The 23,175-nt window shown below is 32.8% G+C and carries 21 protein-coding genes; 6 read left to right on the plus strand and 15 right to left on the minus strand.

What is annotated here, in order from left to right; genetic code table 11:
- Positions 1 to 202: 202 nt before the first annotated feature.
- From I130_RS08700 to I130_RS08715, 4 genes are read right to left on the minus strand one after another with little or no spacing between them, the layout of a single operon-like run.
- Positions 203 to 1,078: a sterol desaturase family protein gene (locus I130_RS08700; protein ID WP_034921736.1), complete on the minus strand. Its 876-nt coding sequence runs from the start codon at positions 1,076 to 1,078 to the stop codon at positions 203 to 205.
- A 14-nt stretch (positions 1,079 to 1,092) separates the two neighbouring features.
- Complete coding sequence (locus tag I130_RS08705; RefSeq protein ID WP_051119663.1) at positions 1,093 to 2,064, minus strand: sulfurtransferase; 972 nt, start codon at positions 2,062 to 2,064, stop codon at positions 1,093 to 1,095.
- Entirely contained in the window at positions 2,048 to 2,521 is a 474-nt protein-coding gene (locus tag I130_RS08710; protein WP_034921738.1) for a hypothetical protein, read from the minus strand. Before I130_RS08710 ends, I130_RS08705 begins: the two co-directional genes overlap by 17 nt.
- Positions 2,522 to 3,742, minus strand: coding sequence for a sulfite oxidase (locus I130_RS08715; protein ID WP_034921741.1), 1,221 nt, complete (start codon positions 3,740 to 3,742; stop codon positions 2,522 to 2,524).
- A 216-nt stretch (positions 3,743 to 3,958) separates the two neighbouring features.
- On the opposite strand from I130_RS08715, the gene I130_RS08720 reads away from it, so the two are divergent.
- Positions 3,959 to 5,482 carry a bifunctional metallophosphatase/5'-nucleotidase gene (locus I130_RS08720; protein WP_232224044.1) on the plus strand — a complete coding sequence of 508 codons (1,524 nt, stop codon included), beginning with the start codon at positions 3,959 to 3,961 and terminating at the stop codon, positions 5,480 to 5,482.
- A gap of 54 nt (positions 5,483 to 5,536) precedes the next feature.
- Positions 5,537 to 6,064, plus strand: coding sequence for a DsrE family protein (locus I130_RS08725; protein WP_034921745.1), 528 nt, complete (start codon positions 5,537 to 5,539; stop codon positions 6,062 to 6,064).
- Positions 6,065 to 6,183: 119 nt separating this feature from the next.
- Here the strand turns inward: I130_RS08725 and I130_RS08730 are convergent, their stop codons facing one another.
- The 3 genes from I130_RS08730 to I130_RS08740 form a co-directional block, all read right to left on the minus strand.
- Positions 6,184 to 7,611 carry a bifunctional metallophosphatase/5'-nucleotidase gene (locus I130_RS08730; RefSeq protein WP_034921747.1) on the minus strand — a complete coding sequence of 476 codons (1,428 nt, stop codon included), beginning with the start codon at positions 7,609 to 7,611 and terminating at the stop codon, positions 6,184 to 6,186.
- A gap of 81 nt (positions 7,612 to 7,692) precedes the next feature.
- Positions 7,693 to 9,756, minus strand: coding sequence for a protein-disulfide reductase DsbD family protein (locus I130_RS08735; RefSeq protein ID WP_034921750.1), 2,064 nt, complete (start codon positions 9,754 to 9,756; stop codon positions 7,693 to 7,695).
- A 52-nt stretch (positions 9,757 to 9,808) separates the two neighbouring features.
- Positions 9,809 to 10,402 (minus strand): TlpA family protein disulfide reductase, encoded by a 594-nt coding sequence (locus tag I130_RS08740; RefSeq protein ID WP_034921753.1) that lies wholly within the window; start codon positions 10,400 to 10,402, stop codon positions 9,809 to 9,811.
- A gap of 794 nt (positions 10,403 to 11,196) precedes the next feature.
- Here I130_RS08740 and I130_RS08750 point away from each other — a divergent pair.
- Positions 11,197 to 13,236, plus strand: a complete 2,040-nt coding sequence (locus tag I130_RS08750; RefSeq protein ID WP_034921758.1) for an LTA synthase family protein — start codon at positions 11,197 to 11,199, stop codon at positions 13,234 to 13,236.
- A gap of 12 nt (positions 13,237 to 13,248) precedes the next feature.
- On the opposite strand, the gene I130_RS08755 is transcribed toward I130_RS08750, so the two are convergent.
- Both I130_RS08755 and I130_RS08760 read right to left on the minus strand, forming a co-directional pair.
- A complete protein-coding gene (locus I130_RS08755; protein WP_034921761.1) occupies positions 13,249 to 14,412 on the minus strand; it encodes a hypothetical protein in 1,164 nt (387 codons plus the stop codon).
- A gap of 1 nt (position 14,413) precedes the next feature.
- Positions 14,414 to 15,721: a YaiO family outer membrane beta-barrel protein gene (locus tag I130_RS08760; protein WP_232224045.1), complete on the minus strand. Its 1,308-nt coding sequence runs from the start codon at positions 15,719 to 15,721 to the stop codon at positions 14,414 to 14,416.
- 446 nt (positions 15,722 to 16,167) lie between these two features.
- Between I130_RS08760 and I130_RS08765 the strand changes: the two genes are divergently transcribed.
- From I130_RS08765 to I130_RS08775, 3 genes are read left to right on the plus strand one after another with little or no spacing between them, the layout of a single operon-like run.
- Positions 16,168 to 16,515, plus strand: coding sequence for a hypothetical protein (locus tag I130_RS08765; protein WP_034921764.1), 348 nt, complete (start codon positions 16,168 to 16,170; stop codon positions 16,513 to 16,515).
- Entirely contained in the window at positions 16,515 to 17,576 is a 1,062-nt protein-coding gene (locus tag I130_RS08770) for a hypothetical protein (RefSeq protein WP_034921766.1), read from the plus strand. Before I130_RS08765 ends, I130_RS08770 begins: the two co-directional genes overlap by 1 nt.
- Positions 17,577 to 19,034, plus strand: coding sequence for a glycosyltransferase family 2 protein (locus tag I130_RS08775; protein ID WP_034921768.1), 1,458 nt, complete (start codon positions 17,577 to 17,579; stop codon positions 19,032 to 19,034).
- A gap of 194 nt (positions 19,035 to 19,228) precedes the next feature.
- On the opposite strand, the gene I130_RS08780 is transcribed toward I130_RS08775, so the two are convergent.
- From I130_RS08780 to I130_RS08805, 6 genes are all read right to left on the minus strand, one after another.
- Positions 19,229 to 20,071 (minus strand): hypothetical protein, encoded by an 843-nt coding sequence (locus tag I130_RS08780; protein ID WP_034921769.1) that lies wholly within the window; start codon positions 20,069 to 20,071, stop codon positions 19,229 to 19,231.
- A gap of 13 nt (positions 20,072 to 20,084) precedes the next feature.
- Positions 20,085 to 20,474 (minus strand): hypothetical protein, encoded by a 390-nt coding sequence (locus I130_RS08785; protein WP_034921772.1) that lies wholly within the window; start codon positions 20,472 to 20,474, stop codon positions 20,085 to 20,087.
- A 15-nt stretch (positions 20,475 to 20,489) separates the two neighbouring features.
- On the minus strand, positions 20,490 to 20,912 hold the full coding sequence (locus I130_RS08790) for a hypothetical protein (RefSeq protein WP_034921774.1): 423 nt from the start codon (positions 20,910 to 20,912) through the stop codon (positions 20,490 to 20,492).
- Positions 20,913 to 20,929: 17 nt separating this feature from the next.
- Positions 20,930 to 21,394: a GreA/GreB family elongation factor gene (locus I130_RS08795; RefSeq protein WP_316928455.1), complete on the minus strand. Its 465-nt coding sequence runs from the start codon at positions 21,392 to 21,394 to the stop codon at positions 20,930 to 20,932.
- Positions 21,369 to 22,673: a Glu/Leu/Phe/Val family dehydrogenase gene (locus I130_RS08800; RefSeq protein WP_034921776.1), complete on the minus strand. Its 1,305-nt coding sequence runs from the start codon at positions 22,671 to 22,673 to the stop codon at positions 21,369 to 21,371. Before I130_RS08800 ends, I130_RS08795 begins: the two co-directional genes overlap by 26 nt.
- A 208-nt stretch (positions 22,674 to 22,881) precedes the next feature.
- A complete protein-coding gene (locus tag I130_RS08805; protein ID WP_034921779.1) occupies positions 22,882 to 23,067 on the minus strand; it encodes a hypothetical protein in 186 nt (61 codons plus the stop codon).
- Positions 23,068 to 23,175 lie beyond the last annotated feature (108 nt).

Raw genomic sequence — 23,175 nt, forward strand, 5'->3', positions numbered from 1 at the left:
TTTTTGTGATATTTGTAATCGCATACGTCTTATGGCGAATGGTCAGATCAAGAACTGCACAACAATCAAGGCTACAGTTCCATCACTTATTGAAAAAGCATCATTAGCGTCAAAAACTATTATAGGAATGGATACTTTAGAAAATGTATAGACCTATTTCCAATTCTAAAAAAAAAATAAGACTGTTTGTTTTAGGTTTATATTAATCCTGTCCTTTCTTAAACCCATAGGTATTTTGACGAATAAAATCTTTAGGGAATTTTTCATCTCCTGGAAAACCTAATTCAACATTTCCACTGTCTTCAGGAATGTAGTTGGTTTTAAATATATAATCCCACAGACTTAAACTAATACCGAAATTCACTCCATATTTACCATCAGGAAGATCATATGCATGGTGGTATAAGTGCATTACTGGATTATTAATAATGTATTTAAGCGGCCCCCAAGTAATCTTAATATTAGAGTGATTAAAGTGTCCAATTGTAATTGCTATAAAATGTACGATATATGCCTGCTCTGGCTCAAATCCGAACAATATCATTACAGCAAATGTTTTAAGCGGTTTATATAAGATATTTTCCATCCAATGATAACGTAAATGTGCTGCAAATCCCATTTCTTTTACACTGTGGTGTACTTTATGATACTTCCAAAAGAATGGATATTTGTGTAGTAACGTATGCGTAAACCATTGTACAAAATCGAGAATAATAAAAAACACGAATAACTGTAATAACATTGGCCATGACGAAGGATCAAACAATGCTAAGGATTTGTCTGAAACACCTAAATCCTCAAAACCAACCTGAAGTAGTTTATAAAACCCACTTATGGCGATAGAGAAAATAAAGAAGTTAAAAAACATATAGAAACCGTCTAACCAAAAATCCTTCCTAAAAATGGACTGTTCTTTGCGCCATGGAAAAATCATTTCTAGACTCCAAACAATAAGAGAAATAGCAATTAACCCCCAAAAGTAATTAGTATACCACGGGACTTCAAATAATATAGATTGCCATGTCCAATCTACAGTTCCAGTAAAAGCATTTACAAATGCATCTAAATATTCAATCATATTTTATTATTTTATTATTCTATTATTGTTGTTATACTATCTTGGTCAAATGATAAGTCGTCAAACTGGCTCCATTCTGTCCATGATCCATCATAATTTTTTACATTTTTATAACCTAATAGTTGAGTGAGTACAAAAGTTGTATGTGCAGATCGAAAACCACTATGGCAATAAGCTATAATCGTATCATTTTTTGAAGCTCCAAGCTTACTATATATTTGAACTAAAGCCTCTGTAGATTTCATTTTTTTATCATCATTGTATTTAACAGCATTCGCCCAATCTATTGAGATACTATTTGGTATTCTACCTGCTTTTGCCGCTCCTTCTTTATGCTTTTTTCCTGAAAACTCATCGTCTGTTCGAGCGTCTACTATCATCATCTTATTCTTTACTGCTTGTTTCATTTCTTCTTTTGAACCATAATACTTCATAGATGGCGTATTAGATAGTTTAAATACTGACTTATTTACTACTGGTATTTCCGATGAAACATTACCATTTTGTGCTTTCCAAGCTGTTATTCCTCCGTGTAATAATCTCACATTTGTAAAATCATAATTTTGCAATATCCACCATAATCTTGTAGAATCCACCAAACCATTATCGTCATAAATGATTAAAATATCATTTGAATCAATTCCTAAACTACTAAGCAGAGTCTCCATTTGCTTTTTTCCAGCCATCATGCCTTTATAAGGAAATGATACATCTTCAATATCTGTGCGCCAAATATTTAAAGCACCTTCAATATGTTCATTTGCATAAATTTCAGATTTTCTAAAATCTAAAATTTTGATGTTCGGGTCATTAGCGATTTTCAGTAACTCATCAACTTCGATCAAATAGTTAATTTTACTATCATCTTTGTTACTAATATTTAGATTAACTTCTTCATTTTTGGTAACCTCTACTTTATTTTTTTTCTCTTCCTTACAAGATGAAAATGCGAGCAAACAACATAAAAAACTAATTCTCCAGATCATACCATTCTATATTTGTTAAATTTTCACGTCTCCCTTTTTCCGTAACTGGATAATTAGTAACAAGATAATTCACGATTATCTCTTGATTATCACCTAAATCCCACAGGTTTTGAGTTTCTTGCATCCACTTAATCGTCTCATTCCAACGCTCGGCGCTCATTCTATTCTGGGTGACTAATTTGGCAGAATGACAATTGGTGCAATTATTCACAACCGCCATTAATCCTGAACCTTCAACAAGCCCTGTACGAACATGGATCCCATTCTCTATTAGGTTCTCATCTATCTCTTCTGGAGTAATAACTAAAGTTTCTGTATTATTTTTAAAGACCGAAAAATTTGGGTCGTAGTTATAATATATCATTGCTCCTCCAGCAACCATAAATATGCTGAAGATTAAAGCCATTAAATGATATAGCTTCTTAGCGAATTTTTTAAATTCTTCTTCTTTTGTCATTTAAGTTACTTTGATAGCAATTCTATGGCAGGCATTATTTAAATAACCTTTTGGATTCCAGCCGGGTAAGAGCATTGGTTGTGCGATACCTTGAGTGTCTGTTGCTCTAGCCCAAATTTCGTAATATCCTTTCTTAGGAAAATCTATAGATGCTGAAAAATGTTGCCAAGCTAGACGATTTACTGGTTTCTCTATAGGGCAGTCTTTCCAGGTTGCCCCAAAATCTATGGAATATTCCATTTTTGAAACTTCTAATTCTCCAGCCCAAGCGTGGCCTCTAATCTTTAAGGATGTTCCATCTTGTATAATCGCGCCAGATTTAGGATATGTTATTATTGATTTTACGGGCATAGATTCTATAATGCACATATCTTCATCTTTAACCTTTTCTCCTGGTGCTACTGGTTCGCAAGGCACACGGTACGCTGTACCCGTCATCTTAGTGCCATCATGTACTTTGTTTCTAATACTTATACGATTCACCCATTTTCCAGAAACGGATGCTGGCCAACCACCTGCTACTAAACGCAAGGGATATCCATGAATTAAGGGAATGTCTTTTCCATTCATTTTAAATGCTAATAGAGTTTCATCTTGAAGTGATTTAATCATAGGTGCACCTCTAGAAATAGGTTCTTTTTTGGGATCTCCACTTAAGTGCAGATCTGCTGAGTGATATCCAATATAAACAGCGTTATTTTTAATTCCTGCATCCTCTAAGACATCACGTAAGCGTATTCCAGTCCAGGTAGCACAATGTACCGCACCAACTGTCCATTGGTTTCCTTTTGCCGGCGGATTAAATTCATTTCTTCCATTTCCCCCACATTCTAAGGTTAATTGATAGGTATGTTGCTCGAATTTCGATTTTAAGTCATCCAGCGTATATGTTTTTTGGGTCACTACAGATTCTCCATCTATAGTAAGAGTCCAATTCTTAGCATCAATACCCTCAGGAACTAATCCATTATTTCTAATGAACATGGCTGTATTTGGCGTGATTTTATTATCGAGTAGGTGAGCTTGAGCTTCAATATTCCAAGGTTTATCATTTAGCACGATCATTTCCTTATTCTTATTGAACATCTTAAATGGGTCTGGATCTTGTACTGCTAGTAGATTATATCCTTCCAATAAATTGGAGCCAAAAACAATTTCGGCACCAATTAAGGTAGCCAAAGAACTCAGGGTTGTTTTTCTTACAAAATCTCTTCTTTTCAAACGATTTAATTTATAAAGTGCCTACTAACAAAATCACAATATACAATGTGCTATATTTATTTACTGTAACAAATGTTACATTTAGACTTCTCTGAGAAGGTTAATTTTAAAATTTAAAAATCTAACTTAATGAGATATAACAAATTCTTTATTCCAGTTTTAGGAATAACTTCAATTTTGATTCTAAGCTGCAATTCCACGAAAAAATCAGCATCAATGGATAAGTCAATCCCAACAAAAGTTCATTCAATTTCAATCCTTCATACTAATGATATGCATGGCTCTTATATGCCATTTGAAGCAAATTTAGATAATGCCACAGCCCAAACTGGAGACTCTATAGATAACCTTATGAATTTTGATCGCAAGGCGATGATCGGGGGATTTGAATATATGGCAAGTGCTATTAAATCTGTTAGAAAAATTAAAGGAGAAGATAATGTAATTTTATTGGATGGGGGAGATACTTTTAGCGACGACCAATTAGGCAATTTTACTAAAGGGGAAGCTATGATAAAGATGATGAATGAAGTGAATTATGATCTTATGGCGCTGGGAAATCACGATTTTGACTATGGTCTTGAAAGAACAAATGAATTACAAAAATTGGCAAACTTTCCAATTCGGGCAGCAAATATTAAAGTTAAAGAAACTGGAAATCCAATTTTTGGGGAACCATATGTGATTATAAATAAGCAAGGTGTTAACATAGGTATACTTGCATTAAGCTATAGAAACACCCCACTCACTGGAAATTCTAAAAATATAGAAGGTTTGGAGTTTGGAGTAGGTGTTGAAGCAGTTAAAGAATATCTCCCAATTATTTCGGAAAAGGCTGATATCATTATATTGTTATCACATGAAGGAATGGCGGTAGATAAAATCATTGCAGAAGAGATAGAAGGAATAGATCTTATTGTAGGTGCGCATAGTCATGATGTAATTTCCCCTCCCATAAAAATAAACAAGACTTATATAGTTCAAGCATTATCTGACGTTGCAATCTTAGGGGAAACAGAAATACAAGTAAGTAATAATAAGATAGTAAATATTAATGCAAATTATCATTACCTATGGCACGATCAAGTGTCTCCAGATATGGAATTGCAAAAAATGATTAAGCAACTTCGAGATCCATATTTATCTAAATTAGAAGAGAAAATTACAGAAACAAATACTATAATTGGAAGGCAATATAAATCTGAAAGCCCTTTTGATAAGATGGTTACTAGCATGATGATTGATAAATTAAATGTAGATGCTGCATTTTTACCAGGAGTTGGGTACGGGATATCTTTACATGGAGATATTACTTCCGAAGATATTTATAAATTATTGCCGCATCCTGCTAAAATCGTAACCTTAGAAATGACAGGTGAGCAATTGAGAAAAACGTTGGAGCAAACCGCTACCAATCTTAATCCTAATGATAAATTGAATACTGTAGGAGGCTTAATTCAATCTTCTGGTATAGAATATAATTTAAACCTCAATAAACCTATTGGACAAAGGGTTGGTGATATTAAAATAAACAATGAGGTATTGGATTTGGAAAAATCCTATAAAATTGCTACTCATACAGGGATGCTTAGTGGGATTCATAATTATGAAGAATTTGGAAAAGGCACTAATATCCAAAAAACAGATAATATCCTTACTGAATTTGTATTACGAAACCTTAGAGAAATAAAAGAGCTATCCTTTCCAAAAAGAATGGGAGAGGTGATTCTTAATAAATAATTACTTTCTTGAACATCTAACTCTTACTGAATTTTAATTTTAAATACTATAGACATGAAAAGCATAATAAGTTTAGTTTTAATATCCATATTTAGTTTCCAAATGCAAGCACAAGAGTGGCAAACTTCAAAAATTGAAGGTTATGGGAAAATTAAATATTTTGAAGATGCAGCAGAGCAACCAGACTCTACCCTAAATTATAAATTGGTTTTTGATATTAAAGATGGAAAAGAAAAAGAAGGAGTAAATGTAGGTTTGTTGAAAATTGCTCGTGCCCTTAATATGTTAGAATCAGGAAAAATTTCATCTAAAAAAATTGATGTCGTAGCAGTGGTCCATGGTGATGCGACCGATTTGGTCCTTTCTAATGAAAAGTATCAAGAGAAATATAAAAAGTCAAACCCGAACATAGAGTTATTAAAGTTATTGAAAGAAAATGGGGTGAAAATTTTTGTTTGCGGACAAGCTACAGCTGCTAGAAACATAGCGCAGGAAGATATGAATGAATCTATTCAGTTGGCGCTTTCAGCTTTATCGGTTTTATCAAATTATCAACTTAGAGGCTACGCTTTAATTCCTTAAATTTTTTTTTAATTCATTCGTATAAATAAAAAGGAGCAAATTTGCTCCTTTTTATTTATATAATATTAGAATTCAAATTTTAATATCTTCATCGTTTAGAATCACTCAATCCTTACTGCTTAAACCAGCCTGTAGCTACCTATTTTGTTTGGTGTGAAATTCGGGTTGTTCCTTAGATAATCTTTCATCGCCTCAACAGCTTTTTTATCATGATTTTCTCGGTTTTTACCGTATTTACTCGCTACACCTTGAGTGGTGACAAAACCCACTTTGTATGTCTTTTCAAAATCAATGTGCTTTCCTCTAAAGTATATTTCCTGAATGCGATGACCTTTAGGATTTTCAATTCGAAAATTTACTTGTAGTCCTATGCATCGTTTAACATAACCACCCATTTGTCCAAATGGATTACAGCAAAAGGTACGCTCTAAATTTTCCTCCAATATTTCTTTGATTTCCTTCCCGGTAAGGTCTACGGTTGAGACAGGAGGATTCATTGGGGCAATGTTATATAAGTCATTCTCAGTTATCTTACCTTTTGCGATGGGTGCTCCGTAACGCCATCCGTTCGAAAAAGCAATTTCAGTTTTTGTACTTTGGGCAATAGCGCTAAGTAGCAGTTCGTCTAAGGTGGAATTTATAGTATTATAACGATGTAAAATCTCACTTGTACTTCCTAAAGGAGTGGTACTAATTTCTTTATATGGTTTCAAAATGTCTTGAACCATAGAATCCACTTCTTTGCTTTTTTGTGAGGAAGCATCAACTTTAACAAGTTCATAATTATAGTTTTTAATTTTTTTATCTTCCACTTCAAGAGTGAATTTACCTACGAATGCACCGTGACAACCGCATTGTATTATACGTGCACCATTTACCTCTACGGGTTGATAAATTCTGTTATGGGTATGAGCACTCAGGCAAATATCAATGCCGTCCACTTTTTTTAAGAGTTCAACATCCTGCGGAAAACCGTTATGGGAAAGTAATATTATCATATCAGACCCATCGGCTTTTAGCTTTTTTATTTGTTCTGGTAACTCATCCAATCCCGATGTGAACGTTAAACCCTCACTCATCTTTTCGGGCATTACTTTATCCACAATCATTGCACAAATACCAATCACTCCAATTTTAAATCCTGCTTTTTCGAGCATGGCAGTGGGCTGTAAAAAATTTGATCCATCTTTTGTAAATACATTACATCCTAATATGGGAAAATCTAACTGACTACCGGTTTCTTTTAATCTTTCGGGGCCATATGCAAAGTCCCAATGGCCCACTAGTGCATCAAGTTTTAATGCATTTAAAATGGGAATTACGGCTTTGCCCCGCGAATCTACCAACGGCTTGGTACCGTGTAAAGTATCTCCTCCATCAAAAAACAATGTATTAGGGTTTTCTTTTCGAATACCTTCAACGAATCCCGCAATGTGAGCATAGCCGCCAGCAGTTTCTATCACTTCTCCAGTTTCATTATAAAAAAGCTCGGGATGTGGAGCTAGATAACCGTGCACGTCGTTTATAAATAAAATATTTAATTTCATATCATAATTTTTTATAGAACCTAATGTGATTTTAATCTTTTAGACAAAGGGCTACTTAAGGTACTGAATTTTTCTTTCCATTTATTCCTGAAATAGTTCATTAGCTGCAATATTTTTTTCTTGTCTTGCTACGAATTCTTGCTTACCGTTGTCCAAAAATTTAATAAAATTTTCAACATTTAGATCATAACCTTTTGGAGTTGAAAGTAGTTCCTCGTTATTTCCAACCAATGTATAATAAGGTTGTGCATTAGCATTTAGTCTTTGGATCATAAAATCCAAATTTTGTTTACCAATGGTTTTCTTTGTTTTTCCATCGTAGTCGGAAATGTACCATTCAGTTTCTGGTAATTCTGTTTTTTCATCTACATACAATGCAACTACCACATAGTCATTTTTAAGTCGTTTGAGAACCTCTGGATCACTCCAAACTGTTGCTTCCATTTCTCTACAATTAACGCATCCGTGTCCAGTAAAATCAATAAATAATGGCTTGTTTTGCTTCTTAGCACATGCTAAGGCTTGATCATAGTCATAATATCCTTGAATATTATGAGGTAGCTCCAGTAAATCATCATATTTAGGTGTCCCACAAGTTGTTATATTACCACTTTTATTATTCGGTTCAGAATAAGATTCCAGCATGTTAAAATCCTGACTACCCATTGGAGGTAAGTAACCTGCCAAGGATTTTAAAGGAGCACCAAACAGACCTGGTATTAAATAAACAACGAAGCTAAAAACCAATATGGCTGATATCACTCTATATACTGAAGTGCTTTCAGTTTTCTTCTCATGAGGGAATTGAATTTTGCCTAATAAATAGAATCCTAAAAAGGAAAAAATCACAATCCACAGAGCCAAATAGATATCACGATCTAGAAATTCCCAGTGATAAACTTGGTCTACTATACTCAAAAATTTTAGAGCTAGCGCTAATTCCACAAATCCAAGCACTACTTTAATAGTATTAAGCCAGCTACCACTTTTTGGTAAGGATTTTAACCAATGTGGAAATATAGCTAATAGTGTAAAAGGCAGTGCAAAAGCTAATGAGAAGCCAAGCATCCCAATTAATGGCTTTATAGTCTCTCCATTTGCTGCTTGCAGAAGGATTGTTCCAGCAATAGGACCAGTACAACTAAAGCCAACCAACACTAAAGTAAAGGCCATAAAGAAAATTCCTAAAATGCCCCCTTTATTAGATTGCGCATCTATTTTATTTACAAATGAATTTGGTAAACGAATTTCAAATAAACCAAAAAAGGATAAGGCAAATAATAAAAAAACAGCAAAGAAGAATAAATTGGGTATCCAATGGGTACTAAGAAAATTAGCAAAATCGGCTCCAAAAAACAATGAAAAAACCACTCCAATAAGGGTATAAATTAGAATAATAGAAAAACCATATAACAGCGCTTGTCTAATTCCATTTGCGCGACTACCGCTGGATTTGGTGAAATAAGTCACCGTCATTGGGATCATTGGAAAAACGCATGGAGTTAATAAAGCTGCCAATCCCGCTCCAAAGGAGAGTAGAAAAAAGCTAAGAAGAAATACTCCACCCTCCTCGTTTTCTTCAACTTTAAAATCATTTTCAAAGGATTTTAAATCTTTGGTAGAGGTATCATCAATTATTTTTTCTGATGCCGTATCTCCGTCAACCTCATATCCTTCATTTTCATTCCACATCAGATCTGTTTCAAAAGGAATACACTGTCCAGTAACATCTGAACAGATCTGATATATCGCTACAGCTTTGATTACTGGACTGTTTTTTAGAAGCCTTAAACGTTGTTGGAATTCAGCTTTACCAGTGAAATAGGTGTATTTACCTTCCCATAACTCATCATATTTCTCTTTAGATCCTATAGGAATAAGATCCCCAATAATTTCATAATCAGAATTTTTACTGAAATTAATTTCGGTAATCATTGGTCCCAAGTCGGGATCAAAGTCATTGGAATATAAATACCAATCCTCGGGTATTTCAACCTTAAAGCTAACCACTACAGTATCTCCGATTTTTGGATTTTCTTTGGTAACTGAAACCTCCCAGTTAGGAGGTTCCATTACCTGTCCAAAAGTTGAGAGCGATGGTATAAAGCCAACTAACAAGAGGATAAACAGTTTTATAAATTTCATAAGTGTGTTTTTAACTGAAGATTTAAATGAATAATAGATAACAGAATAGTATCTATTTAAGATTGGTTAAAAACTCTTTGAATTCCTCGCTATCATAGTCTCCCATACCTTTATGTGTTAGAGCCAAATTGCCTTCTGTATCTATTACATAGGTGGTTGGAATTGCTTGGGACGCATACATAGGCGGCAAACTACCTGCTAGTTTATAAACTTCAAAATCATATCCTTTTCTTTTATTAAAATCAATTGCCTTTTGAAAGTCATTATCTACAGAAAGCATAATAAAGGCAACATTCTCATCCTTCATATCATTGTACATATTATTTATACCAGGCATTTCTGCAACGCAAGGAGGACACCAAGTAGCCCAAATATTGAAGAAAATCACTTTACCTCTAAGCGCTTCCATTTCAACACGTTCCCCTTTGGAGTTGATGAGGCTCATGTTAAAATCTGCTTTAGGTTTTTTTGATTGAACGGTGGATGCTGGTTTCGTTTCCAAATCAGGATCCATTATGCCAGTTTTTAATATACCTCGTTGTACAAAACCGAAAACTTCAGTATGTAATCCGGTTAAAAATAATGTGAGGATTATTGTTCCTGTAATACCAAACTCTATGAGATTCTTTTTTACTTTTTTATTCATCTTAAAATTATTGAAAGCAAGAGCATACGTGCGTTAAATATTAAAATAAACACATCGTGATGATTCTTTTGCCTGATTATTAATTGAGTATGAAGCAGAATTTACCAGCTTCTTAGAAAATTGAAAAGTTCAATTAGATTTAGAACTTTATAATAAATCAGGAATATTTAGGAGGAGGAATAAATTTGTAATTATACGCCCTAGTTTCAGCGAAAATCGGCCTAAAATTGCGTTTAAATTTTGTTGGAGAAAATAGTTCGTAATTAACAAAAGAATCTATCTGGTACACAGAATTGCAAAAAGAATTAAATGTAATCTGAATCCCATCATGAGTTTGATTAAATTTTGTATCGTCAGATTTTTTATGTGAATTAAAATCACATTTTTTCTTTACATAACTGATTTCGTCAGTATTCACTATCTCGCCCAAGACATTAGAGTCCAAGGCTAGCATTTTACCAATCATAATAAAGATTAGAAAAAGTGATATGTAAGTTTTCATTTTCATCGACTTCAAATATAAAAAGTCTTGAATGAACTATATGTAACTTATGTTACTCACAGTTTTTTCCGACTTAAATATGTCATCAAAATACTATACCAATAGTTTTAAAAATAATCTCTGAAAAGAAATGTATTAAATCTAAAATCTTCACAGCTGAAATAAGAGGAACCTGCAGTTTTTCAAGTTTTTATATTATCCCAAAAGAGTAAAGCACTATTAAAAATTAATTCTATTTTTGAATGTTTAAAAATACAGCTTACCTCAAATCACCTATTTTAACAATTATAGAATGGCAAAGAATACTAGTAGAGTATCATTAAAGGAACGATTAATTCACGCCACAAGAACATTTGCAAGTTTCTCGCTTATTTGGTTGATCCTGATGTTTGTATTTAGTGTTGCAGAATTAACATTAAACTCCTTCACCAATGGATTACCTAGTGGGTTTTTTAATTTGATGCTATGGAGTTGGTATTTAGATCTTTTGTTTTGGCTTAAATGGGTACTTATAATTTATATTATATATGTGCCTATATATCTATTGTCTCCAAGATTCGCGAAAATCACATTCCAAGGGCTTTTGCTGCTCTTTTTTATAATTCAAATAATATTGCTTAATTATTTTAATGCTGCTTTGGTAATGCTGGGAGCAGATCTTTTTGGATATAGTATAGAAGACATAAAGCAAACAGTAGGATCATCTGGAGGCTTAAATGCGATAACTATTATTATATTTATTTTGCTAATAAGTATAGTTTTATTTTCTACCCATTTCTTCACTAAAAAGGTAAGACCTTCTATTTATATAGCATTAGGATTGCCTATTGTTTCTCTCTTGTTCATGTCTTTTAGCGGGTATAAAGCAGTAGGGAAAGTTAATTTGGAATCAGATTTTGCTAACAATTTGGTGACCAATAAGTCCGATCATTTTTACAGCAGCGCGTATTCATATTATAATCCTGTTATTTTAGAAACTGATATTTATGCAGACAATTACATTGGTGATTTTTTCGACAAGTTTAGTGAAGGAATTGCTTTTAATTTTATAGATGAAGAAAATTATCCATTTTTACATGGAGAAGTAACGAATGATGTGCTAACTCCTTTCTTCACTCCTAAAGAGAAAGCGCCTAATATTGTTATAATCGTAGTGGAAGGTTTGGGTAGAGCATTTACCAATGAGGGTGCCTATTTGGGTAATTTCACACCATTTTTAAGTGATCTGGCTGAAGATGGTATGTATTGGAAAAACTTTTTGAGTCAAGGTGGCCGAACTTTTGCTGTTTTACCTTCTTTACTTGGATCTCTCCCATTTGCTGAAAACGGATATTTAGGAATGGGAAATAATATGCCTAAACAATTATCCTTATTAAACACCCTTAAATTTAATGGCTATAATACATCTTTCTATTATGCTGGTGACGCGAATTTTGATAATATGGCGCTCTATCTCAACGCAAATAAAGTAGATGAAATTAATGATGAAGAAACCTTTCCTGCAGGATATAAAAAATTGCCTCAAAACAACGGATTCTCATGGGGATATAATGATAAGGAACTCTATAGGTATTTTCTAAATTCAAGAAAAGAAGTAGAAGAAAAACCGCAGTTGAGTGTACTTCTTACGGTTACCACACATAGTCCATTTTTAATAGATGAGGTAGATAAATATAATGCTAAGTTTGAGGAACGCCTAGAGTATCTAAGGTTTGATGAAGCTGAAAAGGAATCACATAGAAATTATTCAAAACAATATTCAACTATTATGTATGCAGATGATGCATTGAAAAACTTCTTCGAGGATTATAAAAAAAGAGCAGATTATGATAATACTATATTTTTAATAACAGGAGATCACAGGATTCCAGAGATCCCTATGAGTACTAAGATAGATAGATATCATGTGCCTTTAATAATTTATTCTCCATTATTAAAAAGAACCGCAGAAATTGAATCTATTTCTACTCACTTCAATGTTACCCCAAGTATATTGGCTTACTTAAAAACTAACCATGATATAAAACTGCCAGAATATACCAGTTGGGTGGGGAAGGGGCTAGACACTACTCGAAGCTTTCAGAATATTCACTATTTACCGCTGATGCAAACAAAAACGAGCTTGGATGATTTTATCATGGGAGAATATCATTTAAATGGTGATAATCTCTATAAATTGAATAAAGAAATGGGAGAAGACGTAGTTGAAGATGAAGTAGAAAAAAATAGAATAAAAGGAGCTTTTGAGCAATTTAAGCAGCGTAATTCCCAAATTATTATAGGGAAACAAATAATTCCCGACTCTATTTTTTCAAATTACACTCCAAAATAAAAAAAACACCAATTAATCTTTACTTGATTCTTCAATATATTCTTCAAGGATGGTATTAATTAATGGGCGATAGTATTTCCAGAAAAAGCTAGTTCTTTCTGTAATATCATCATCGTTGTAAAACATGCCTTTAAAATATCCGATACCTTTAAAATAAGAAGAATTATAGTTTATAGGATTATCACTAAAATCTCCAGAAAAGTAGAAGAAGCTATAATCTGAATCCTTATGCATAGTTATTGCAGGGAAGTTATTAGGAATTCCATACTTGTTTAACTCCTCATTACCCTCCTTATTGGTACTGATGTTAAAAGATGATATTACTAGATTCACCTTTTTATTAGGTTTCATTACATCAAACCAAAAGGAATATTTCATCTCCTTAGGTAATCCATAGTGATCTTGCGCAAACTGATTACTAATTATGTGCGGCATTGAATTGGTAAGATGCGTATCCTCTTCCAAGATCACTACTTGATCTTTATCATTTACAAATGCAATTCCAGATTTTTTAAAAGGCCATTGGTTGTTATTCGCTTTTTTATAATTATTAATTAACCAATTTGGTAACTCTTTATTTACTTCCAGATCTAAATTATTGAAATATCGAGCGGTCCATCCTGTCCATTCTAAACCAAACATCTCTTCGAATAATGCTCTATTTCTTGACTGAGTAGGAGAACCAATAGTGTTGAATTCAGTTATTATCAACTTTTTTTTCTCCTTCATTAAAGCAAGTAATTCTATATCCTTATCGCTTAGCCCTCCATATAACATTCCGGAACGTTCATTGAGATTGGTGTGCTGAAACCATTCGTTGTTATAAATCCCATAAGTATCTGTGAAATAGACCATATCTGCATCATCACTTAATTGATCTAGCTGCTTTGAGGTAAATCTCTCTAAACCTTTTAATTTATACTCCTCGTTTTCTAATGGAAAAAAGCCAAAATAGTCATGATCTATCTCGTAAGGATCTATAGAAGTTTTGGTATATCTATTATAATTGAGGATCCAATTAAAAGAGATATGTTCCTGACCTTGTTTTGTAAGTACTGTTTTATCTACAATTGCTGCTACAAATTTTGTTTTAGGTGTAAAAACCCAAGCAAGCCACATAAATAAGGGTAAAAAAAGGAGCAGTAAAATTATTGTAAAGACAATGTTCTTTTTCATTTTAAAACCTTTTGGTAAATCCTGCGCCAATAGTAAATTGATATCCCTTTTTGTCTAAAGCATATTCTTGATTTTCTGCACTTAAATCTATTGAGAAAATGTTAGACTGATTAATGGATTTTCTATAACCTAAATTAATGTTACTAGATTTTAAATTCTCTTGATCTAGAGATCCAATAACATTGTTATTTTCATCTAATAAAATATAGTTTTCAGGTCTATCTGGGGAAAGTCCAGAACCCACTCTCAAACTTAAGTAATCATCTGCTCCGGCTAAATAGTACCTCACAGTTAAAGATATAGATTTAGAAAGAGAACTATTAGATGGCGTTAAATAGGTTCTTAAATTAAACCAGTAATTGCTATAGTATTTACCTACAGAGGCTGTATAAATCCATGTAGATTTGCTAAAACTTAGAAATCTAAACCCTGCATCTGCTTCAAATGACTTTGGAAGATTTGCATACAAAGAAAAGCCAGCACGATATCTAGGAAATATCCCTCCATTTTCTGAAATTCCTCCACTCACGTAGGCATAAAATGTATCGGAAATTCTTGGGTAGGCATCTACTTCAAATTGTACTCCGTTGGTTGTAAATCTATTTGCATAATTAAGCCTACCAGTCACAGAACCAATCCCTGTTCGCCTTCCATAACTCACGCTGGCCAAGTGCCAAGGGTCGCTAAAACGTTCGTCAAAATAAACAAAATCATAGTCTATCCCAATTTGATTATTTGATGAAAGGTCTTTAATTTTCTGACTAAAGGCTCTGGCTTCAGAATCCTTTGGATGAAAAACTAATAATTCTTCGAGTGTTTTATTTGCTTCAGTAAATTTTTCTAGATTATTCTGAATTTTAGCCTTTAGCATCATGAGACTTTTAGAGCCTGGATTTTTATCTATTCCAGGTTGAATAATTTCCAACGATCTTATGGGATTATCATTCCAATATTCTAAATATCCATAAGCCAAATGCGCATCTTCATACCCAGGATTTGTTTCAATCACTCTGTCAAATTCTTTTCTTGCCAGAGCCACTTCATCTGTCCAAGTATACAGCCTTCCGAGAAAAATACGGATATCAGAATAATCCGGGCTAATCTCTAGAGCTTGCTTGGTAATTCTTATGGCTTTAGGATAATCATCTTCATCAAATGCTGCTGTTCTTGCATTTATAAACAGTTCGTCTGAAGATAAGGTGTCTTGTGCATGTAAGTTTGCAGAAATAACCACAAAAAATAATAACAAACTGAAGGATGGAAAAAAACTAATTTTTCCAGCAACTAAGTTGGGTAGGTGATGTTTCACAAAAGGGGTTTTTAGGGTAATTTTAATTAATTGGTTAAACATAATTCGCAATAACTATCTAATATATTGTGAGTTATAAAATTGCTTAATCAAATAAAAAAATAAAGATAAATAAATAATAATGTCTCAAAAATTAGTTTGTACTTTATTTAATTCATTTTCACATTATTGCTCTGGAGTGTTTAAAAAAACGACATACTATTGATTAAAATCTAAAACCGAGATTTCAGATTTATCGTAAATATATATTGTTCAATTACAGACAGATGAATAGAAGGTCTTCATAATTGTAATATATCATTAATAAGTGTTATTATTACAAGTTCCTATTTAATAAATTAATAAAATTAGAATCGCCTATAGAAAAAAAATTACCGTTTGAACTTTTAAAAATCCCCAATGAATATTTATACTTTCTACGGTGTTATAAATTTTCGTAAGTTTTAATGCGAAAAGCACTGGTTATACAAGAGGATATTATTATCCTAAAGATCATAGAACGTTTGGTTATCTTAAACCAATACGAGTGCAGGGCTATTAGATCTATTAACGATCTTGATATTGAAGATCAGTCTGCAAATTTTGATGTAATTATCTCCGACATCCTTTTTGAAGGAATTGCACCCTTAGATTTTGTGTTTCAGATTCAAGAAATCATCCTTCATAAATCTTTGATTATTGTCACGAATATGGGACAGAATAAGATTGAGAAGGAAATATTGGCTTCACAAAATGTTAGAGGATTCTTTCCAATTCCTTTAGATATGGATAATATTCAAAAGCTTATAGCCTAATGAAAGCTGAAATATTAATATTATTAATAAAAATTTTATTGCTTGTATTAGTAATAGTATTTGGGTCTATTGCTTACAGCATGATTTATAGAAGATGGCGAACAAAGCGGTTGCAATTAATTGAATCTACTTTTGCTAAAATTTGTTCTTTATACTTATATCCTGCGCCTAATGAAGAATCAAACTTAATTGAGATTCAAAGAGAATTGAAAGCTGTGGGAATTGTACCATCCAAACCAAGAAATGTACAATATTTAATAGATTTAATGATTAGGACACAAAGATCTATTCTGGGGAATAATTATACTAAACTAAAAAAACTTTTTACTCAAATTCCTCCATACGGCGCTTCAGCTAGTAAGTTAACAAGCTCAAAATGGTACATAAAAGCAAGGGGAATACGGGAGATTTATGAAATGGATCAAAGTCAGTATACTCGGGATCTAATTAAACTTAGGAACGATGATAATATTTATGTAAGGAGAGAAGCTCAAATTGGGATTGTAATTTTTCTTGGTTGGAAAAGTCTGAGATTTTTGCCATATCTAAAAAGACAAATGACGCTTTGGCAACAAATAAAAATCGTAGAAAAATTGAATGATCTCTATCCTATTCCAGATCTAAATCATTTAAGAAGAGCATATAATAGTGATAGGCCATATGCGAATGAATTGATAATGAGAATTATTAGAAAATTCCATCTCACTGAAGACATTGCTTATATTATTCAATTTATAGATAATCCAAAATTTGAAATAAGAGAAGCAGCAATTTACTGTATTTCTTCATTTTCATTAAGTGCAGAACAACTGAGAGAAATAAAGGAAAAATTTTATCATATTAGCAATACAGAACAGCAACTAATGCTTCTTAAATATATACAGAGAATTTCAATGGATATAGACTTGCCTTTCTATAAAGATCTATTATATAATGGTAGCGATATTATCAAACTAAGCACTGCAGATATTCTTTGGAATAACGGTTATAAGGAAGAAGTTCAAGAATACTATTACCACCAATATACCCAAAAGGCGGATAGTGAATCTATTTCAGTTTAGATGGTTATTTTAGTGGAGATAGATCTTTATTATTACATATTCTGGATCTTAAATTACTTTTTCCTGTTATATGGTTTGTGTTTAATTGCGCTCTATTTTTTTGCAATTATTCTCTCTACAAGATCTGTTAATAGGAATAAGAGGAAAGCTCGTTTCTTACAAGTAAATGATATTGTAAGCGCCACAGATATTCCTTCCATTACCTTAATTGCTCCTGCTTTTAATGAAAGCAAAACAATTGTAGAAAATGTAAAATCATTATTAGCTCTTCAATATCCTTATTATGAATTAATCATAGTAAACGATGGCAGTACAGATAATACACTACAACTATTAATAGATAAATACGATCTAGAATCGTTCGATTCTACCTTTATAACACAACCCATTCCTACTTCAACCGTCAACAAGATATACCGAAGCAGGAAATTACAGTTTAAACAACTTACAGTAATAGATAAGAATAACGGTGGAAAATCTGATGCCAACAACGCGGGAATCAATTTTGCCGCTACAGAATTAGTGCTTTGTACAGATGCAGATTGTATTATAGAACAGGATGCATTATTAAAAATGGTAAGGCCTTATTTGGAGGAATTTAATCAGGAGATCGTTGCTTGTGGTGCTGCAATTGGAATTATTAATGATTCTATCGTTAAAAATGGGGTAGTAGAAAAACTTCGTTTACCAGACAGCTTAATACCGATGATCCAAGTTGTAGAATATATAAGAGCTTTTTTATTGGGTAGAATGGCATGGAGTGAAATTAATGGAGTAATGTTAGTTTCGGGTGCTTTTGGGCTTTATGCTAGAAACAGAGTTATAGAAGTAAATGGATTTAATATTCATACCGTAGGAGAAGACTTGGAACTTGGAATTCGATTGAGAAAACATATGGAGGAAATTAAAGTTCCTCATAAAATGGTGTATCTGCCAGAAACCCTTTGTTGGACAGAGGCTCCAAATAATATTGATGTTTTAATAAAGCAAAGGGATAGATGGGCCCGTGGACTATGGGAAACTATGACACTGCACAAGGATTTATTCTTTAATAGGAAGTATAGAGATATGGGATTATTCTATTATCCCTATTGGATGGTTTTTGAGTTAGGTGCACCTATAGTGGAATTTCTAGGTTTATTAAGCTTAATCGTATTTACAATGCTGGGTCTTATCAATTGGAATGTTGCAATTCTTCTTTTTACCAGTATATATCTTTTAGGGTGTATATTTTCTACTATTTCAATATTTATCTACGTTAAGAATTTTAAACATTATAATACAGGCAAAGAGGTAATAGAGTTGTTACTCGCTGCTTATCTGGAACCTTTTCTATATCATCCAATTTTGGTTTTAGGACAGATTCAAGGATATTATAAAAAGATCTTTGGAGTTAAATCTGGATGGGGCAATATGGATAGAAAAGGATTTAAAACACTTCCAAAAGAAAGGCTTTAGCTAAGAGATTTTAGCTTAGTTTCTACTTATTATTTTTGAAATAAACTAAATTAAATTTATTTTCTATTGGTTGTTTTTTTTTCTCCGAATTCATCAAAAATGGAAGCCGGAAATAACCAATATAACAACATAATTCTAGAATTGCCAAGTAGAATTATAAACAGAGAAAATTTAAGATAACTATTATTTGTATTTTAACTGTGAAGAGCAATTAGAGGAGCGTGTTGCAAAGGTCCAAAATTCGTAATCCAAGAAGTGCTTAGTCCACACATCCTCCAAATATTTGGTTTTTTATCTATTAAGCAAATAATGTAACTACAAGCAATATTTGATCTTTCTTTTAATTCATTAATAGATTCAATATTTTCCAATTTTATTTTATTGTTGGAGAAGTTCGCTACTTCTAAGAAAGCAAGGTTTTGATTATATTTTTGTAATGTCGTCATTTCATCCTTTTTGGAAAGCGTGACAATTTTTATAGTTCCTTTGGTGATTTTCACTAAATGACACCAACTCTGAAGGTCAGATGTAGAGAGCTCATTCTCAAATTTTGAAACTAGAATAAATTCTGGTTTTTTATGAAACTTAGCCGTAGGAGGGAGGATGATTACGGGGCATTCTCTTATGTTTTCAATGATGCGTATTGTATTTCTACTGTACTTTTCGCTGCTATTGTTGGTATCCTTTTTCCCTGGAAAAACAACAATATCAATTTCATTTTCTTTAATAGCTTTTTTAATACCTTCAATCAAATTGGTACAATCAGTTAGGGCACTAAAAAGATGTTTTTTTGCTCGATTGTTATAGAGGTACTTATTAGTTACTGCCCTCATTTTGTTTTCAGAATAATTTTTAGGTTTTTCGAACCAATTTTCATCTGCCTGAAGCAGTTGTATCGCATTTAAGCCCTGTACATCATAAGTAAAAGTGTTGAAAAAGTAAAAATGACACGCCTCGTCTTCAAAAAATTTAATAGCATAGTTAATTGCTTCATAGCCATTAAAATTAAAGTTGATTGGTATTAAAATCTTTTTCATGTCTTTAAAGCTTCTATCTGCGCTGATACATAGATAGGTCAAGGTATATTTCTCGTTTAACCTGATTGAATTCTGAGATAAATGATGAGTGAACATCACGTTTCTTTTCGTGCTCTTCTGCCCGTGTTAGATTATATTCACTTTTTCCATACTCATATTCTGTTTTTAATTCTTGCTCATATTTACACAACATTCCCATTAATAATGTATTTTTTCTTCGTAAGCCTTGAAGGTTCGCTTCAATATTGCTGTTCTTCAAAAGCTGCTTCTCAATTAATTTTAAATAGCCTAATTCCTCATTAATGTTGGAAAGGATATCTATCCAATGACTCAGTTCTATGAGATCTTTCTTGATACACAGCTTTCTTTGAACATCAGTTTTGTATGGTAATGTAGTTTCCAATTAGTATCTACTTTCTTAAGATTTGTTATTAATCCAAGAAAATTGTCCCTGTACTTTGCTGAAAAAGTCATCTTTCAACTTTCTATATTTATCCAGATGATATAAATAACTTCTTCTGTAACTCTCATGTTCGGTTATATAAATCATATCGCACTGGGTATCTTCACACTCCCGAATATCCCCTCTAGAACCCATGTATTTATGGAGTGCCTTTAACAATAAATCGTTTTCTGAATCTTTCTTTTGAAATTTTTGAAGTATAGTTTCGTCCTTAAATTCACTACTTAGATCCTCTCCATAGAGGCCAATAAGATTGCTCAATTCTTTTTTTATATATTTTAAATGATTGATCCAATTATCTAATTCAATCGAATTTATCTTATGAGTCACATCAATTTTAGAATCGTGATTATATATTTCAGTTTGTAATATTTCCATTTTTGATGTTTTTAAATTTAGACTTCAACTTTTTTCTGAAGCTCATCTTGTACAACCGCAATTATTTTTATTACTTGTTTGCCAGAAGGAAAATCCCATTCTATGGTATCTCCTTCGGAATAACCAAAAAGAGCAGCGCCCATTGGGGTTAGAATAGAGACCTTATCTTGCTTGACATCTTTATCTTGCGGTATTACAAGTTGTATAGATTTTTCCCAGCCACTTTCAGAATACACCATTATTCTACTATTAAATCTAATGACGTCCGTAGGCATTTCAATTTCATCTACAATTTGAGCGTTCTTAAGTTCATCAATCAGCCTTTGCAAAGATTTCTTTGTTTGAAAATCTTCTGCATAGCCCGAGATGTTGAGTATGCGCTTTAAATACACATACTCTTTCTTATCTATTATTAAACTCCCGTATTTCATCTCATTTGTATAAAAGTGTTCTACATTATGGGAATATCCCTCTTTGTACATAAGCTTTTTCTATGCGTTTAATAGCAATACAAAAAGCTGCCGTACGTAAATCCATTCCTTCTCTTTCAGAATATTCATAAACTTTATTAAAAGATTCCAGCATCTTCTTATCAAGTTTTGCCATCACCTCATCTAATTGCCAAAGCTCTCCATTTCGGTTCTGTAACCATTCAAAGTAGCTACCTACAACACCCCCAGAATTACATAGGATATCAGGAATTATTGTTATTCCTCTTTGCAAAAGAATCTTTTCACCTTCTACGCTTGTAGGACCGTTTGCACCTTCAGCAATTAATTTTGCTTTAATGTTAGTAGCATTAGTTTCCGTGATCTGGTTACCTAAAGCCGCAGGGATACAGATATCACAATCAGTTCCGTAGAAATTATCACTTGCTATATCCTTTGCCTCAGGAAATGAGACGATACTACCATTATTTGCTATACTGTAGTTAAATAGATTTTCAACAGAAATTCCATTTTGGTTTTCTATACTTCCAAAAGCATCTTGAACTGCTACTAATTTTGCTCCCTCTTTTTCTAGAAAATGAGAAGCCCAATAGCCAACATTCCCAAAACCTTGAACAATAAACTTCTTGCCAGAAAGAATTTCGTTATTGCGCTTTGCCCAAAACTTTATATTTAAGAATACCCCGTATCCAGTTGCACGATCACGACCTTCCAATCCACCACTACCATCTGGTTTTCCTGTTACCACATGCTGATTTGCAGTTCTTTCTGCGGGAGGACGTGTGCTCATGTAAGTATCTGCGATCCAAGCCATTGTCTGGCTGTTTGTGTTTACATCTGGAGCAGGAATATCATGTTCTGGTCCAATATTATCGGCTAAAGCAAAGGTAAATCTACGAGTGATTCGTTCTAGTTCTCCCTCAGAGTATATAGAAGGATCTAATTGGATTCCTCCTTTACCACCTCCATAAGGTAAACCTGCAAGAGATGTTTTCCATGTCATCCACATAGCAAGAGCTCTTGCCGCATCAATATCTACTGTTGGATGATAGCGTAAACCGCCTTTATACGGTCCAAGTGCATTATTATGTTGCACTCTATATCCAGTAAAAATTTCTACCTCACCATTGTCCATTTTCACAGGGAAATGTACTACGATCTCATTGTTTGTAATACTTAATATCTTACGAATATTAGGATGAAGATTAATATGATCTGCGGCAGTATTAAATTGCTGCATCACATTCTCCATCATACCCTTAACAGGAGCCTTTTTTGTTTTGTTATTTAATTTTGCTGTAATTGTTGTCATAATTATAGACTATTTATAAAGTGTATTATTGGATTTGGTTTATTTAAAAAGACGGTTACTTATACGTCTTTGTTCATATCTGCTATTATGAGAAACCTCATTTGAATCTGATTTTTCGATTCCTGATTGCAATTTATTTTTTACTGAATTCCTGTTTGTAAATGTTGTTACTAGGGAGTTAAATATCATGGTTACTATTATTAGAAAATTATGCCATCGCCATTTCTGGCTGACCTTCAATACTTATAGAAGATTCTGAATTATTGTGGTGATCTGACTCAGATATATCCTCGTCATATTCACTACAAGACCAAACTTGGTTCTTTTGTTGAGTCAACACACAGGTCTCTTTATGAATGCACGTGGGACAAATATTAAATGGATTAGATTTCATAGTACATGGTTATTGTTTTATAGGAAAAGGCAAGCTGTGTGCCAGCACTTATAAGTTCAGGTCTAGATGCACCTAAAAACAGTGAATCGCTTGCTGTATAGGGATTGG

It is taken from the genome of Gillisia sp. CAL575, from assembly GCF_000403785.1.
Lineage (GTDB): Bacteria > Bacteroidota > Bacteroidia > Flavobacteriales > Flavobacteriaceae > Gillisia.

What these genes read in the sequence shown, in the direction of transcription:
- I130_RS08700 (WP_034921736.1), bottom strand. Translation starts at nt 1,078, where the DNA reads ATGATTGAATATTTAGATGCATTTGTAAATGCTTTTACTGGAACTGTA.
- I130_RS08705 (WP_051119663.1), bottom strand. Translation starts at nt 2,064, where the DNA reads ATGATCTGGAGAATTAGTTTTTTATGTTGTTTGCTCGCATTTTCATCT.
- I130_RS08710 (WP_034921738.1), bottom strand. Translation starts at nt 2,521, where the DNA reads ATGACAAAAGAAGAAGAATTTAAAAAATTCGCTAAGAAGCTATATCAT.
- I130_RS08720 (WP_232224044.1), top strand. Translation starts at nt 3,959, where the DNA reads ATGGATAAGTCAATCCCAACAAAAGTTCATTCAATTTCAATCCTTCAT.
- I130_RS08725 (WP_034921745.1), top strand. Translation starts at nt 5,537, where the DNA reads ATGAAAAGCATAATAAGTTTAGTTTTAATATCCATATTTAGTTTCCAA.
- I130_RS08730 (WP_034921747.1), bottom strand. Translation starts at nt 7,611, where the DNA reads ATGAAATTAAATATTTTATTTATAAACGACGTGCACGGTTATCTAGCT.
- I130_RS08735 (WP_034921750.1), bottom strand. Translation starts at nt 9,756, where the DNA reads ATGAAATTTATAAAACTGTTTATCCTCTTGTTAGTTGGCTTTATACCA.
- I130_RS08740 (WP_034921753.1), bottom strand. Translation starts at nt 10,402, where the DNA reads ATGAATAAAAAAGTAAAAAAGAATCTCATAGAGTTTGGTATTACAGGA.
- I130_RS08750 (WP_034921758.1), top strand. Translation starts at nt 11,197, where the DNA reads ATGGCAAAGAATACTAGTAGAGTATCATTAAAGGAACGATTAATTCAC.
- I130_RS08755 (WP_034921761.1), bottom strand. Translation starts at nt 14,412, where the DNA reads ATGAAAAAGAACATTGTCTTTACAATAATTTTACTGCTCCTTTTTTTA.
- I130_RS08765 (WP_034921764.1), top strand. Translation starts at nt 16,168, where the DNA reads ATGCGAAAAGCACTGGTTATACAAGAGGATATTATTATCCTAAAGATC.
- I130_RS08770 (WP_034921766.1), top strand. Translation starts at nt 16,515, where the DNA reads ATGAAAGCTGAAATATTAATATTATTAATAAAAATTTTATTGCTTGTA.
- I130_RS08775 (WP_034921768.1), top strand. Translation starts at nt 17,577, where the DNA reads ATGGTTATTTTAGTGGAGATAGATCTTTATTATTACATATTCTGGATC.
- I130_RS08780 (WP_034921769.1), bottom strand. Translation starts at nt 20,071, where the DNA reads ATGAAAAAGATTTTAATACCAATCAACTTTAATTTTAATGGCTATGAA.
- I130_RS08790 (WP_034921774.1), bottom strand. Translation starts at nt 20,912, where the DNA reads ATGGAAATATTACAAACTGAAATATATAATCACGATTCTAAAATTGAT.
- I130_RS08795 (WP_316928455.1), bottom strand. Translation starts at nt 21,394, where the DNA reads ATGTACAAAGAGGGATATTCCCATAATGTAGAACACTTTTATACAAAT.
- I130_RS08800 (WP_034921776.1), bottom strand. Translation starts at nt 22,673, where the DNA reads ATGACAACAATTACAGCAAAATTAAATAACAAAACAAAAAAGGCTCCT.
- I130_RS08805 (WP_034921779.1), bottom strand. Translation starts at nt 23,067, where the DNA reads ATGAAATCTAATCCATTTAATATTTGTCCCACGTGCATTCATAAAGAG.